The sequence below is a fragment of the Arthrobacter sp. KNU-44 genome (genome assembly GCF_051843155.1).
In the GTDB taxonomy this organism is placed as follows: domain Bacteria; phylum Actinomycetota; class Actinomycetes; order Actinomycetales; family Micrococcaceae; genus Arthrobacter.
Genome location: NZ_JBPXNG010000002.1, coordinates 3,441,147 through 3,454,394, shown reverse-complemented (window position 1 = coordinate 3,454,394; position 13,248 = coordinate 3,441,147). Strand labels below are relative to the sequence as shown.

Annotated in this window: 13 protein-coding genes and 1 pseudogene; 7 read left to right on the top strand and 7 right to left on the bottom strand. The window is 62.3% G+C overall.

All coding sequences use genetic code 11. The features are described from left to right. Window positions 1-10: 10 nt before the first annotated feature. The 3 genes from ACSVHC_RS17235 to ACSVHC_RS17225 all read left to right on the top strand — a co-directional run bounded on the left by ACSVHC_RS17235 (window position 11) and on the right by ACSVHC_RS17225 (window position 2,721). Complete coding sequence (locus tag ACSVHC_RS17235; RefSeq protein WP_437770939.1) at window positions 11-565, top strand: DUF3090 domain-containing protein; 555 nt, start codon at window positions 11-13, stop codon at window positions 563-565. After that, complete coding sequence (locus ACSVHC_RS17230; RefSeq protein WP_437770940.1) at window positions 565-1,332, top strand: SCO1664 family protein; 768 nt, start codon at window positions 565-567, stop codon at window positions 1,330-1,332. Before ACSVHC_RS17235 ends, ACSVHC_RS17230 begins: the two co-directional genes overlap by 1 nt. A 186-nt stretch (window positions 1,333-1,518) precedes the next feature. Then, window positions 1,519-2,721 (top strand): CAP domain-containing protein, encoded by a 1,203-nt coding sequence (locus ACSVHC_RS17225; RefSeq protein ID WP_437770941.1) that lies wholly within the window; start codon window positions 1,519-1,521, stop codon window positions 2,719-2,721. Window positions 2,722-2,805: 84 nt separating this feature from the next. Here ACSVHC_RS17225 and ACSVHC_RS17220 read toward each other — a convergent pair whose 3' ends face one another. Then, a complete protein-coding gene (locus ACSVHC_RS17220) occupies window positions 2,806-4,014 on the bottom strand; it encodes an LGFP repeat-containing protein (RefSeq protein ID WP_437774074.1) in 1,209 nt (402 codons plus the stop codon). Window positions 4,015-4,044: 30 nt separating this feature from the next. Then, a pseudogene (locus ACSVHC_RS17215) lies at window positions 4,045-4,377 on the bottom strand (hypothetical protein); the annotation flags it as partial. On the opposite strand from ACSVHC_RS17215, the gene ACSVHC_RS17210 reads away from it, so the two are divergent. Beyond that, window positions 4,265-4,516 (top strand): hypothetical protein, encoded by a 252-nt coding sequence (locus tag ACSVHC_RS17210; RefSeq protein WP_439181416.1) that lies wholly within the window; start codon window positions 4,265-4,267, stop codon window positions 4,514-4,516. The pseudogene ACSVHC_RS17215 and the gene ACSVHC_RS17210 overlap by 113 nt on opposite strands. On the opposite strand, the gene ACSVHC_RS17205 is transcribed toward ACSVHC_RS17210, so the two are convergent. Together ACSVHC_RS17205 and ACSVHC_RS17200 are read right to left on the bottom strand one after the other, a co-directional pair. Continuing rightward, window positions 4,485-5,795: an ISL3 family transposase gene (locus tag ACSVHC_RS17205; protein ID WP_439181158.1), complete on the bottom strand. Its 1,311-nt coding sequence runs from the start codon at window positions 5,793-5,795 to the stop codon at window positions 4,485-4,487. The two genes, ACSVHC_RS17210 and ACSVHC_RS17205, sit on opposite strands and share 32 nt — an antisense overlap. Window positions 5,796-6,506: 711 nt before the next feature. Continuing rightward, window positions 6,507-7,217, bottom strand: a complete 711-nt coding sequence (locus ACSVHC_RS17200; RefSeq protein WP_439181398.1) for a S1 family peptidase — start codon at window positions 7,215-7,217, stop codon at window positions 6,507-6,509. A gap of 530 nt (window positions 7,218-7,747) precedes the next feature. Here ACSVHC_RS17200 and ACSVHC_RS17195 point away from each other — a divergent pair. Next, window positions 7,748-8,086, top strand: coding sequence for a hypothetical protein (locus tag ACSVHC_RS17195; RefSeq protein WP_439181157.1), 339 nt, complete (start codon window positions 7,748-7,750; stop codon window positions 8,084-8,086). A gap of 559 nt (window positions 8,087-8,645) precedes the next feature. On the opposite strand, the gene ACSVHC_RS17190 is transcribed toward ACSVHC_RS17195, so the two are convergent. Beyond that, complete coding sequence (locus ACSVHC_RS17190) at window positions 8,646-9,380, bottom strand: hypothetical protein (protein WP_439181156.1); 735 nt, start codon at window positions 9,378-9,380, stop codon at window positions 8,646-8,648. Between the two features lie 268 nt (window positions 9,381-9,648). Further along, the gene (locus tag ACSVHC_RS17185) at window positions 9,649-9,885 is read right to left on the bottom strand and encodes a hypothetical protein (RefSeq protein WP_439181155.1); all 237 of its coding nucleotides are present in this window, start codon (window positions 9,883-9,885) and stop codon (window positions 9,649-9,651) included. Between the two features lie 529 nt (window positions 9,886-10,414). On the opposite strand from ACSVHC_RS17185, the gene ACSVHC_RS17180 reads away from it, so the two are divergent. Beyond that, entirely contained in the window at window positions 10,415-10,789 is a 375-nt protein-coding gene (locus tag ACSVHC_RS17180; protein ID WP_439181154.1) for a CPCC family cysteine-rich protein, read from the top strand. A gap of 25 nt (window positions 10,790-10,814) precedes the next feature. On the opposite strand, the gene ychF is transcribed toward ACSVHC_RS17180, so the two are convergent. Continuing rightward, window positions 10,815-11,900 carry a redox-regulated ATPase YchF gene (gene ychF / locus ACSVHC_RS17175; protein WP_437770942.1) on the bottom strand — a complete coding sequence of 362 codons (1,086 nt, stop codon included), beginning with the start codon at window positions 11,898-11,900 and terminating at the stop codon, window positions 10,815-10,817. Window positions 11,901-12,022: 122 nt separating this feature from the next. Here ychF and ACSVHC_RS17170 point away from each other — a divergent pair, with 122 nt between their 5' ends. Continuing rightward, the gene (locus ACSVHC_RS17170) at window positions 12,023-13,237 is read left to right on the top strand and encodes a DNA recombination protein RmuC (RefSeq protein WP_437770943.1); all 1,215 of its coding nucleotides are present in this window, start codon (window positions 12,023-12,025) and stop codon (window positions 13,235-13,237) included. Window positions 13,238-13,248: the final 11 nt, after the last annotated feature.

Sequence of the window (13,248 nt, the reverse complement as noted above, 5' to 3'; positions counted from 1 at the left end):
GAATACTGACATGCCTACACGCGTTCACGAGTTTGCCTGGCCTGATCGGGTCGTCGTCGGCACCATCGGCCTTCCCGGGGCGCGCACGTTCTACCTGCAGGTGCGCGCAGGGACGCAGATCGTGAGTATTGCCCTGGAGAAGCAGCAGTCGGCTCTGCTCGCAGAGAAGATCGACGAAATTCTCGACCAGCTCATCACCGTCGAGGGCAACCCCTTCAGCGTTCCCACGAGTACTCCCATTGAACTTGTTGACAATGACCAGCTCGAGGCCGTTGAGGAGCAGTTCCGCACCGGCGCCATGACCTTAGCTTGGGACCCGACGACGGCCCAGGTTGTGCTGGAGGCCTACCCCATCACCGATGTCGATGCTGATGACAACGACGCGTCGCTTGATGAGGACGGCGCTAACGAGCCTGAAATGCTGCTGGTGCGGATGCCGGTCGGCACCGCCCGCGCATTCGCCAAGCGCACCCGTGAGATCGTGGGCGCCGGGCGTCCGACATGCCCGCTCTGCGGATACCCCATAGACGCCGACGGGCACATCTGCACCCTTCCCGAAGTCTGATGCCAAAGCCGGACCTTGTGACCGCCGAGCTGACGCTCACCGGCCGCATCACGACGGCTTCAAACGCTACATTTCTGGGCCGCATCGGCGACGTGATGGTCGTCTATAAGCCGATAGCAGGCGAAACTCCGCTGTGGGATTTTCCCCACGGCACCCTGGCTCACCGGGAGGTGGCCGCCTACTTGGTCTCGCAGGTCTTCGGCTGGAACATCGTGCCTCACACCTGGCTGCGCAATGGTCCGATGGGCGAAGGAATGGTGCAGCTCTGGCAGGAGCAAGACCCCGCCCAAAACGCCGTGAACCTGGTCGCGACGGACCATGTGCCGGAGACAGGCTGGAAACACGTTCTCGAGGGACGAGATGAGAACGGACGGATGGTCACCCTCGTTCACGAAGACTCGCCAGCGCTCAGACGCATAGCGGTGTTCGACGTCGTCGTCAACAACGCCGACCGCAAGGGGGACCACATTCTTGCCATGACGGACGGACACCGGCACGGCGTGGACCATGGGCTCACCTTTCACCGTGACCACAAGCTGCGCACGGTGCTGTGGGGATGGCTGGGAGACCCCCTGGCCCCCGAGGAATGCGACGGCATCGATCGTGTCAGTGAAGGACTCCACGGCAGGCTGGGCCGAAACCTGGCGGAATTGCTCAGCGCCGAAGAAATCGCATCCCTAGCCGCGCGCTGCGCCCGGTTGCGCCTGGCAGGGCGGTTTCCGGCTCCAAGCGGTGAGATGTCAGCGGTGCCCTGGCCCCTGTTCTAAGGGAATTGGGCCGGCATGGAGCGTTCGGCTTGGGGCGGGGGTCGATTCGCCGATGTGTGGTATTTGTTCCGCAGGATTTACCAAGGTTTTCCCCACATCACCGTAAATCGTGCATTCAGCCGTTGATGTTCGGGCAGACTTATACCGTCTCCCGGCATTCCCACCCGGCACTCAATCTAGGGACCCATGAAATCACGTCCTACCCGCATGTCCGCGGTGACCCTCGGCCTGCTGCTCTCGCTGTCCGGCGGCCTTATCGGCGCCACCACCTCTACCGCCGCTCCGGTTCCCGCGGCCGTGCCGGCCTCCACCTACTCTGACGCCTTCGCTAAGAAGACTTTGGACCTGATGAATGCAGAGCGCGCCAAGGTCGGCGCCAGGCCCCTGGTGTGGAACCAGCGGATCGCCGACGTTTCGCAGGACTGGGCGAACCATCTTGGCGTCGCCACGATGGACCCCGCCTTCAACTTCGCCACCATCCACCGGGCGGACGCCGGCGGCTCGCTCATCCCCGCGGATGCCAGCATGTATCGGGAGATCATCGGCTTCAATTTCACGCCGGAACAGATCGTCAACTGGTGGATCAACTCTCCTAGCCACAAGGCCGCCATGCTGGATCCACGGCTTACCGACGGCGGCCTCGGCTACGTCGTCCCCACCTCCGGACCGTACCAGGGCTGGCACTTAGTAGTCTCCAACATGGCTGCCTACCCGATGACCAACCCTCCTGCCGCGCCGGGGTCGAAGTCCCCGATCGGGGCCAAGGCTGCCTCGTACAACGGTTCGATCGGGACCGCGACCAGCCCGGAGGTTTCCGGGCTCAAGTACGGCGGCTCCTTCCAGTGCTACCAGGTCGGCTGCATCCTGTACTCCCCAGCTTCCGGGGCGCACCTGACCATGGGTGCCATCCGCAGCAAATGGGCTGAAACCGGATTCGAGAACGGGCCCCTGGGCTACCCGGTCACCGACGAGGTGCCGGGACTCCGGAACGGCGGAATATACCAGGAGTACCAGAGCGGAGCCATTCTCTGGTCCCCGGCCACGGGTGCCCACATCTCATTCGGCGGCATCCGCACAGTGTGGGCCGCGACCGGGTTTCAGGACGGACGCCTGGGCTACCCGGTCACCGACGAGATCGCCGGGCTTCGGAACGGCGGCGTGTACCAGAACTACCAGAACGGGGCCATCATCTGGTCCCCCGCGACTGGTGGCTTCGTCTCCTCCGGCGGGACCCGCGCCATCTGGGGCTCCACCGGTTTCGAGAACGGCAGGCTCGGGTACCCGACGAGCAATGAGTACGCGACCGGCCCGGGTGGTGCTGTAGCCCAGAACTACGAGGGCGGCGTGATCCACTGGACGCCGACGGGATGGTGGGTCACCTACATTTAGGCCCGCCTGTAAACGTCTCCTTCGCTTCACCGACACGGGGCGTTCGGCGCTCACCGGCAGAACGAGGAACCCGATGAGAAGACCTCAGTAGTACGTGACCGTTATGCCATAGCCGTCCGTCCAGGTGAGGTAGCCGTGCTCGAAGTACTGGCGGGTGCCGGAGTAGTACTTCGGGTAAGCAGCGTAATCGTTCCACCAGCGCTCTTCGGTCGTCGGGTACCCGAGCGGCCCCCAAGCCCAGTTGAGGGACTCAAACACCCTCTTGTCGCCATTCATGAGACGCTGGGCGCCCGTGGTGGGAGACCACCAGATGATGCCATTCTCAAACCACTGGTAACACCCGCCTCCGGGCCCTGTGCAATTTTCGTCGCTGATGGGGTAGCCGATCATCTGCATGGGGTAGCCGGACGAGTTGTAGTCAGGCCACACCCAGCCGGCGCGCTCGTAGGCGCGCATGATCGCGCCCCGTACGACGTGAGTTCCGGAGGCCGCGGACCACCAGATTATCCCACCTTGGAACCACTGGTAACAGCCCGATTTGTCGACGTTGTTGACGATCCACCCGAAGCATGTCTCGGGTCCCGCCGGGTAGCCGAGACGACTCGCCTCCGCTCCCATATACAGCCACTTGTCCCGTATCGCCCCCTTGACGGTCTGGACTCCGAGGCCGGCGGTCCACGTCAGACTGCTGCCGGCGAAATCCTGTCGGCACCCGCTTTGCGCGAGCCCGCACCTCTCGTCGCCGAGCGGTATGCCGAGGTTGTTGGGGCCGTTTGACGTGTTCCACCACTGGAGGATTGCACCTTTCATGGTGACGGCGCTCGACGCGTTCGCGAGGATGACCCCGTTCTGGAACGACGTCTCGCAATAACCGGCTGGCAGTAGCCCGGAACATCCGACGCCCTGCGGGACACCGAGCCAGCTGTTTTCGGCTCCGAGGTCGTTCCAGTGCTTCCAGACCTGGCCGGGGAGGTCGATGTAGCTGAGGTTCATGGCAGGGTATTCGTAGTTACGCCGGACGACGAGTGCCGAGGGGTCGCTTGATACGGCCAGAGTTTGTGCTGCGCAGCCTCCTTTGGGGGGCAGGCCGCACGTGATCGGCGAGACCCATTGAGGGGCCGGGGAACCGCCCAGAGGGTCCAGGAGCATAACAATCTCCTTGGGGCGATACAGGGTGAATGCGGCCGCGCCGTTAGGCACGACGATGATCGCGTTCTCGAAGCCTTGCTGGTCCGACTCCGGAATGCCGATGGAGGAAGCGCCATAAAAGTGGGTGTTGTCACGGTCTGGCATCCCGTAAGTTGCATACCCGCCGTCGGCGAAATATTTCAAACCGACGGGAGACGATTTAAGGACTCCGTGAGGTCCGAAGCGCGGCTTCCAATACGCGGTCCCGTTCTGGAATTCCTGCGAGCAGAAATCGACCGCCGGGCAGACTTGGTCCGTGATTGGCTGACCGTAGCCCGCGGCGGCTGAAGTCGAGTACCACGTCCAGAACGCGCTGCCGACCACGAACCCAGCCGGCGCGGAAGTCGTCGCTGTTATGTCCGGCGCTGAAGCGGCGGACGTCGTCGACTGGGGAGGGGTGGATGTGGGCGTCGTGGTTCCAGCAGAGGCCGGAGAAGACGCAGGGCTCACGGGTGGGGCCGGCGGCATGGTTGCGGCCGGCGATTGTGTCGGTGACGTTGTCGTTGGGGGCGACGACGCGGCGACCGCAGGGGGCGTCACGCCACCCCAGATGACCGCACTAGCGGTTAACGGGCTCATCGCATTTGAGGGTGTAATCGCGGTCTGAATCCGCCGGTTTCGAGGAGTGATCGGGCGATGTAGTTGGCAAGGTTCCTGAAGCCGAGGGCGGAGCCGCGGAGGTGTTCGAGCCGGCCGTTGAGTGCTTCCGTGGGGCCGTTGCTGGTGCCGGGCCGGTCGAAGTACGCGAGCACGTCCCCTGCACGGCGTTTCAGCGTGCGGCCCAGCGTAATGACCTCGGTCAGCGCAGCGGGAACGCCGGCGCTGATCGCGCCGATCAGTGCTTGCATGAGCTGTTTGCCTCGGGTGCCGTCAGGGTCGCGGTAGGCGGCGATGACGCGCTGGTAGATGCCCCAGGTCGCTTCGACTTCGGCATGGTTGTCCGCGACGAACAGGGCCTCCAGCCTGTCCTTCTGCTTGTCGGTGAGCAGATCGTGCCCGGTGTGCAGGGTCCGGCGGGCTGCGTAGAGCGGATCCCCGGACCGTCCGCGGTGACCAATGGTCTGCTGCTGCACGCGCTGGCGGCACCTGTCCAGGGCATCGCCGGCAAGCCGGACGACGTGAAACGGATCCATGACCTCGACCGCGTCCGGGAGCTCCTCGGCGGCTGCGGTCTTGAACCCGGTGAACCCGTCCATCGCGACGACCTCGATCCCGTCCCGCCAGGCCTTGGGCCGCTCGGCGAGCCAGGCCTTGAAGACCTGTTTCGAGCGGCCCTCGACCATGTCCAGCAACCGTGCCGGCCCGGTCCTGTCACGGACCGGGGTGAGGTCGATGATCACGGTGACGTATTTGTCCCCGCGCCGGGTGTGCCGCCAGACATGCTCATCGACGCCGATCACGGCCACCCCGTTGAACCGGGCCGGGTCCTCGATCAACACCCGCTTGCCCTCGGCAAGGATCGCGCTGTTCGCCGTATGCCAGGACACGCCCAGGCCTTCCGCGACGCGGGCGACAGTGAGGTGCTGGCACACGATGCCCTCCAGCGCCCAGCGCAGTCCGCGGCGGGAGATCTTCGCCCTCGGCTGCGCGGCTTTGGAGATGTCCTGCCGCCACACCCGCCCGCACCCGGTGCATTTGTAGCGGCGGACCCGCACCAGCAGCGTCGTCGGCCGCCATCCCAGCGGTTCGTGCGCGAGCGGCCGTGTGACCGTGCCGCGGGCGATGCCCTGGCCCCCACACGAATGGCACCAGTCGTCCGGATCAACGGCACGGCATTCCAGCACCGCACGGCCGGGGGCGAGACACTGCCCGGCGGCTTCGAGCCCAAGCTCATCGAGCCGGCAGAACGTAGTCAGGTCAGGAGGCAGGAAGGTAGCGTGGGACACGGCGAGGTCTTCCGGATGGGCAGTGTAGGAACTTCCATCATCGGAAGACCTCGACCTCTATCCGGCCACCGACGCGCCCACCCCCGCTACACCCTCGAATGCGATGAGCCGGTTAACGCAGACAGGAGGATACGGGCCGTCCTCCGATTGTTGAACCGAATAGCGCGCACGCGTGATCCTCCCCCTGATGCGCCCCTCTGTCGGGTGGCACTTAGGGGAGGATATCCTGCGCGAGGCAGTCGACGGAGGTAGACACGTCCTTGATGGGTTTTCGGGGATGAGGTCCATCCGGACGGAACCGGACCGATCTGACGAGCGCGGGCACCTGATGGGCCGCAACGGCACCGGGCCCGCCGCCAGTACCCCGCACCGTGACAGGGACCCAAGTCAGAGGTGGCATCATTTTCGACCAGGCGGGCGGTCATTAAAGCGGACAGCCGCTAAGAACACGTGTTCTTAGCGGCTGTCGCAAAATGTTTCAGGGAGATCAGAAACTAGACATTAAATCTAAACTCCACCACGTTCCGTCGGGGAATAACCTCTGAACCTCACAGTGCGAGTCCGGGGTGGCACAGGGGTCCCATCACCGAGACCTCCCTGGCAAAAGATGTTGCGTTGTGATGAGGAAGTCCATGAGCCCCCGGCGAGTTCCCCGACTTAGTCAGCCATGCTCCTTTACTGCCAGCACGATCCGCAATCCGTGCTGCCGCATCACGACTCACGGCCCGTCTGTGCGCCAGCGGAGAGGACCTGTCTGGCTAGCTCATGGATGGCGCTCGCTTTGTAGACGATGCCCAGGTCGATGAGTTCGTTGACGATAGGAACACCTTGGTTCGCAGCTGCCAGAATCACTGGCACCTGGCGCTGGTGCACGGCCGCCACAATGCCGAGCAAAACGGGAGGCTTCGCGGGACCTCCAATGGTGATGTTCCCACGCTTGTCCGGCACCGACGGCCTCGGCACAAGGAACACAGGGCTCCCGCTCGAGCCCGGAAAGACGGACGCATCGATTAGGAACACCGGCTTGGCCTCGTAATCGATGTTCATCGCGGTCGCTGCAAAGCCCTGCCTCACTATCGGGAGGAGGGAAGCCGAGTCATACAGGCCGCTCGGGTATCCGATGAAGGTCACCGGTTCAATCGGTTCGTATTCTTCGAGCGTTGCCGTCGTTGCGCACATGGAAGGCGACACGGTCCGGATGAATGCAGGGGTACCAGCGTCGGCAAGCTGTTGCAAGGATCCCCCGACACCGATCATCGCAATGTCAATTTCAGGATCAGGGTGACCGATGAACTGATTCGGAAAACACGTAAGCGTCAGCCCGCTTCCGAGAGTTGGGGTATCGGCGGGGCCGGCTGCAATTAGGTGCAAGCCAACCTGATCAGCTCCCGCAATGACGTGCTTGTTGGTAACGAGAAGTATTGCGGTCCCGCCCTCGGGGCGCTCCTATGCGAGCAAGAATCCAGTGCCGCTCCCGATCTGTCCGGCACCAGTGGTCGTTATGCGCACCGTGGTGAACAGCAGCTGCTCGGTCATGGTCTGCACTTGCATCGGAAGACTCCTCGTAATTGTCGGCGCCGGCCGGCGAGGCATCTTTGCAGTGCGCCGAAGCCTCTATCAGGCTACAGGCGATGAAGCACGCGGGCGGCCGCCGTCGCCCCGTGTCGACATGCAACAACCTAGGGCATCGACCTCATCCATAAGGGGTGATCTCCGGCAGCCGGGACGCCTTAGGCCAGCAGAGTCGACATGACGACCGTGCAGCACCAAAACTTCGGCTTCGACTGGGAAGGTACTACCGGCGAATGCCACACACGGCGAAGTCCGTCGGGTCGTGCCTGCGCTCGCTACAAGAGGAAGACCGGAATGCCTCAACCCCATAAAAACGATGGCCGCATCCGTTATCTTGGCCGCCAGTCCCGCTGTCGGCGCCGGAAGCTATATTGCTTAGCATGACTAAACTGCTGGCGGCGCTTCTGGGCGCTATCGTTGGCGGTGTCCTGTCCGCTTGGGAGGGCTCCCGGCAAAACGCCAAAGTCTTGAAGCACGATACCGACTTGGCGGCGGCAGAGCGGCGGAAAACACAGCGCGTCGATGCGGGTCGGCGGCGATCCTTCGCAGCCGATCAGTTGATTGCAGTACTTGCGGACTTCACCACGGTCAACCGAGACGACCGGGAGCGATGGGAGTCATTCGTGCGAGTCCCGGCAAGAGTTGACGTTCATCGAGAACGGGAAGTTCGGGCATCCACGCTGCTGCAAACGGGTCCAGCCACGCACGCGCTCTCCTGACAGACCTGCGCGAGCCATGGGATGCGCTGACATGATAGTCCGTTTCAGCCAGTCTGAACATCGTTAACGTTCGGAGGACCCGCGACGGCGCGACGCCAACGACTTGTTGAACTACATCGAGTACGTACGGGGATCCCTGTGCGCTGTCAGCGGAGATTACCCGCTGCCGCCCCATTTCTCTGCGCCGGATGTGCGCCGCGAAGAGAGCATTCCCAGGGGGTTCAAACCCGAGGAGGGATGTAACGGGCCCGAGCTCACTGAGTGGCACTTCGGCGCTCGCCTGATCGGCCAGGCGACCTTCAATTCCGGCGAGGTCCGTTGGTACGGATCCAACAGACCTGTTGTGGATCTTCCGCGGGTGCCCAGCGACGCGAGGCAACCCGACGAGTGAGTTCGCCTCCTCAACGATTCAGCCGTACGGCAACATTGGTTCATTCCGACATCTCAGCGCCTTTACGCCCCAATGGCCGGATCATCCCATCCTCGTGATCTGGAATACCTCAAGGATTCACAGACTCGCTGGCCCCAGACGTTGGGCCGAAAATCTAAGCTCCAGGGGTCATGTGAACATGCTCCGGCGCAGCTTGCCGCACGCCGCTATTATGGCCTGGCGTAGGCGATGTCCCTGGTGCGTTGCCTCCGAACGATCAATATCATTCACCCCAAGCGCGTCGATTCGGGATGAAAGGGATTGCAACTCTGTCAGTAGGCTGGCCAGCCGAGATTCGTAGAGAGTGGATTCGACGATACTTCTCGTTTCAGCAGGGACGGCTGTAAGAGCGGCAATCAGCGCGCTAGCGCCGATTACCCCGTAGAGCTGGTTCCGCAAAGCATCCAGGCTCTTATTGGCCAAGTCTCCGTCTGATCCAAACGCCCAGTCGGACGCAAACACCAATACACCGAATACCGGTACGATCCACGAGAAAGCCCGGGCAGTCCGAAGTGCACGGCGGTAGTCCTGGCCGGAGAAAGTGTAGTTGTTTTCCTTCGCGACCCGCATGAGCTTCCACACGTGGAAAGTAATGATGAGGACAGCCAGCGAGTAGATGCCTATGACAATCCACACCGTCGGGTTGAAGCCGCCACCACCAGGGCGGAGTTCGATGGCTAGGCCTGCCAGTGGTAGCGCTAGGGGCCAAAGGTAGCGCCGCCACTGTGGTCTGCGGGTTGGCTCGTATTTGATCCTGAATCCCAAGACGAAAAGCCACAGGACGACGAGAGCTATTCCCAGGAAGGCGTCACCGACAGGAAGTCGAGGTTCACTTAGAACGAACAGGGAAACGAGGATGGCCAAGATTCCTGCGACATGTGCTGCTACGCGCGTTGAGGTGGATCGAGTATCTGGTTTGTTGAGGGCTTGAGCCATCGGCGTCATCGGTTTCTCACTGTCCCATCAGCTGTGTCGGCGGTGTAAGTCATCAGGTCGAACATGGAGCGTTGTCCAGGAGACGGTGGTGGACTGCAGCCCGGAGAGTGCCAGAACAAAAATAGGAGCGGTCTGACTTCGTGCCCGCGGTTATTTTTGTGACCGGAGATGGCCCCGACAACGCTCTGCAGGGAAGTCAGGAAGCTACTTGCGCCCGTGTCGGGGCAGACTCAAGAGCCTTGTTGAACTGGTTCTGCATTATGGCAGAGCCAATGCCGCCCAGAAGGAGCATTAGCCAGAAAGCGGCATGACGGCCAAAGCGCATACGTGTGAACGACTCGACATCGACCGAATACTTCCACGGCCACACGATGTTGGCGATCGGAATGATCAGCAGCCACGCCGTGGGAATAGCCGCCCCGGATTTGTTCATTCGTTCTTCGTCTTGACGCTCCAGACCAGGGCGTGAATGCCGAAAGTGACGAGAGGCAAGAGTAGCGGCCCTGCGATGCTGCGAATTTTCATTGATTCTCCTGTTGACGACATGAGGTCCCGGAAAACGGAAAAGGTGAGACTCCATGGCGGCCACCGACAATCCCGGGCCACAAAATCAAGTTTGCGGATTCGGTTCTGCTTCGATGACGAGCTTAAGCGTCTCTAAGAACTATCTGCCGTGCATGGCTTTTGGTAAGGAGAAACGGAAAAGCCCCGGGGTTGCCGCCCTGGCATCGGTCAGGGCAGTTGCGGCAACACAGCTGGAGTTCCCCGCAAAGACCTTTAGGGAGATCCCTCTCGAAATCGGACAGTCAGCCTCTTGACCGCTGAAGGCGGAGCCGGGGATTTACCAGACGTTAGAGCGCGAATCTAAATTCCACCGCTTTCCGGCACGGACGCACATCTGGTGCAGCCATGTGCGCATCGCCGCTCGCCAAACCAGCACGCGCGATGCCAGACTAAGTTTCATGCTCGTCAAGTACCCATGCCCGTGCTGCGGCCATCTCATTTTCGGTGAGCCGCCAGGATCTTACGAGATCTGCTCTGTGTGCTTCTGGGAGGACGACGCCGTCCAGCTCCGGTGGCCGACCTTTGAAGGAGGAGCCAACCATCCAAGCCTGATCGAGTCGCAACGCGCGTACGCGAAGGACGGAGCCATGGAGTCCCGGTTCGTCGAACTGGTCCGCCCGGCTAGCGCACAGGAACCCCTAGACAACGGCTGGCGGCCCATCGACCCGGAACGAGACTCGTTCGAGGCCGAAGATGAGCAAGACGCAAAGTGGCCCGACGACCTCACGACCTTGTACTGGTGGCGGCCGGAATTCTGGCGCTCAAGCCGGTAGGGATTTGGTCTCAGCCAGCGACGGGTTACACATTGAATCTAAATTCAACCACGTCGCCGTCGGCCATGACGTATTCCTTGCCTTCAATGCGGACCTTCCCGCGGGACTTGGCCTCGGCCATGGATCCGGCGGCGATGAGGTCATCGAAGGAGACAACTTCGGCCTTGATGAATCCGCGCTGGAAATCCGTGTGGATGACTCCTGCGGCCTGGGGCGCGGTGTCGCCTCGGTGGATGGTCCAGGCGCGGGCTTCCTTGGGACCGGCCGTGAGGTAGGTCTGCAGTCCGAGCGTGTGGAAACCTACGCGTGCCAGCTGGTCGAGGCCGGATTCGTCCTGGCCGTTCATCTCGAGCATCTCGCGGGCTTCTTCCTCGTCGAGTTCGACGAGATCCGATTCCAGCTTGGCGTCAAGGAAAATGCAATCCGCCGGCGCCACCATTGCGCGCAGTTCCTCTTGCTTTTCCGGGTTGCCCAGGATGCCCTCGTCCGAGTTGAAGACGTAGATGAAGGGCTTGGCCGTGAGGAGGCTGAGCTCTTTGAGGTGCTCCATCTCGAGCTTGTCGCTCTTGACCGAGGAGAAGATCGTGTCGCCGCGTTCCAGCACGGCCTGGGCAGCCAGGATTGCTGCGAGTTCCGCGGCTTCCCGCTTCTTGATCTTGACTTCTTTTTCGATCCGGGGAATGGCCTTTTCGATCGTCTGGAGATCGGCCAGAATCAGCTCGGTGTTGATCGTCTCGATGTCCGAGCGCGGATCGACTTTGCCGTCGACGTGGACAACGTCGGGGTCGTCGAAGACGCGGATGACCTGGGCGATGGCTTCTGCTTCGCGGATGTTCGCAAGGAACTTGTTGCCCAGGCCTTCGCCTTCAGAGGCGCCTTTGACGATTCCCGCGATGTCAACGAACGAGACGACGGCGGGCAGGAGGCGCTGCGATCCGAAGACGTCCGCCAACTTCTGCAGGCGCGGGTCCGGGAGGTTGACGACGCCGACGTTTGGCTCGATGGTGGCGAACGGGTAGTTCGCGGCCAGCACCTGGTTGCGGGTCAGTGCGTTGAAAAGAGTTGATTTGCCGACGTTGGGCAGTCCGACGATGCCAATAGTAAGAGCCACGAGCATTGATTCTACCCGCTGAGGGCACTTCTCCGCTTTGAGAGGAGAACCCAGGACCGGACGCCCCGGTGCCGTGAGCCGGCTTCGCTAAATTGTCGGACCCCTATGCCAAGGTTGGAGACATGGATGGTTTTGCAGTAATACTCGCTTTGTTCATGCTTCTTCTGGGAGCGGCCGCCGGGGTGGTGGCTGGCTTCCTCCTGTTTCGGCGCCGCGCTGCCGCGCTTGAAGAAGATTTCGACGGCGTCTCCGCCCGGCTTGCCGCGGTGAACGCCCAGTATGCCGCCGCCGACGCCGAACGGCGGCTTCTGTTATCACAGAACCGTGAACTGAACGATTCCAGGAACCAGGACGGCAGCGTGTTGCGCGCGCTCGCCCCGGTTGCCGAGAAGCTGACGGCCGTACAACAACAGGTCTCACTTCTGGAGCGGGATCGTTTGGAGCAGTACGGTCAGCTCGCCCAGCAGCTCCAGGAAGCCCGGCTGTCCGATGAACAACTCCTGCGCTCCACCCATGCCCTGGCGTCTGCCCTTCGGTCCAACAGTGCCAGGGGCCAGTGGGGAGAAGTCCAGCTGCGCCGGGTAGTGGAAGCGGCCGGGATGCTGCGTCACGTCGATTTTCACGAGCAGGTGCATTCCGCTTCAGTCGACAACGCCATCCGGCCGGATCTTGTGGTCCAGTTGCCGGGTGGAAAGCAGCTCGTGGTGGACGCAAAGGTTCCGTTGGCGTCCTACCTCGCCGCCCAGGAACAGGGCAGCTCTACCCAGAGGGTCAACGGCCTTCAGTCTGTGGGCAATGGCGCGGATGCTTTGCTCCTCGCACATGCGAAAGCCCTCAAATCCCACGTTGATGCCCTGGGGTCGAAAAAGTACTGGGACATCCCAGGCAACTCGCCCGAGCTGGTGATCTGCTTCCTGCCAGCGGAATCCATCCTGGCCGCTGCGCTCGAAGCGGACCCCGCGCTCTTGGATCACGCCTTGTCCCGGAACGTAGTTCTCGCGTCCCCCGGCACATTGTTGGCAGTACTCAAGTCCGTCGCCTTCACCTGGCGCCAGGACGTCCTGACGGACAACGCCCGGGAGCTCTTCGAGCTCGCCCGGCAGCTGTACGAACGCATGGGAACCCTCGGTGACAACGTGGGCAAGCTGGGTTCGTCGTTGAAGACCTCGGTGGATCGCTACAACGCGCTCGTCGGAACTCTCGAAGCACGTGTTTTGCCGACGGCGCGGAAGCTCAACTCCATGGACACAGACGGCCTGGTGTCACCGTCCGCAGTGGAAGCAGTGCCGCGGACCCTTGCCGCACCCGAACTGATCGAAGGAGAGTCGGCGGCCTAGGACCCGCCCCG

Coding starts and splice junctions, on each gene's coding strand:
- ACSVHC_RS17235 (WP_437770939.1), top strand. CDS start 11: ATGCCTACACGCGTTCACGAGTTTGCCTGGCCTGATCGGGTCGTCGTC.
- ACSVHC_RS17230 (WP_437770940.1), top strand. CDS start 565: ATGCCAAAGCCGGACCTTGTGACCGCCGAGCTGACGCTCACCGGCCGC.
- ACSVHC_RS17225 (WP_437770941.1), top strand. CDS start 1,519: ATGAAATCACGTCCTACCCGCATGTCCGCGGTGACCCTCGGCCTGCTG.
- ACSVHC_RS17220 (WP_437774074.1), bottom strand. CDS start 4,014: ATGCCAGACCGTGACAACACCCACTTTTATGGCGCTTCCTCCATCGGC.
- ACSVHC_RS17210 (WP_439181416.1), top strand. CDS start 4,265: ATGTCCGGCGCTGAAGCGGCGGACGTCGTCGACTGGGGAGGGGTGGAT.
- ACSVHC_RS17195 (WP_439181157.1), top strand. CDS start 7,748: ATGACTAAACTGCTGGCGGCGCTTCTGGGCGCTATCGTTGGCGGTGTC.
- ACSVHC_RS17185 (WP_439181155.1), bottom strand. CDS start 9,885: ATGAACAAATCCGGGGCGGCTATTCCCACGGCGTGGCTGCTGATCATT.
- ACSVHC_RS17180 (WP_439181154.1), top strand. CDS start 10,415: ATGCTCGTCAAGTACCCATGCCCGTGCTGCGGCCATCTCATTTTCGGT.
- ACSVHC_RS17170 (WP_437770943.1), top strand. CDS start 12,023: ATGGATGGTTTTGCAGTAATACTCGCTTTGTTCATGCTTCTTCTGGGA.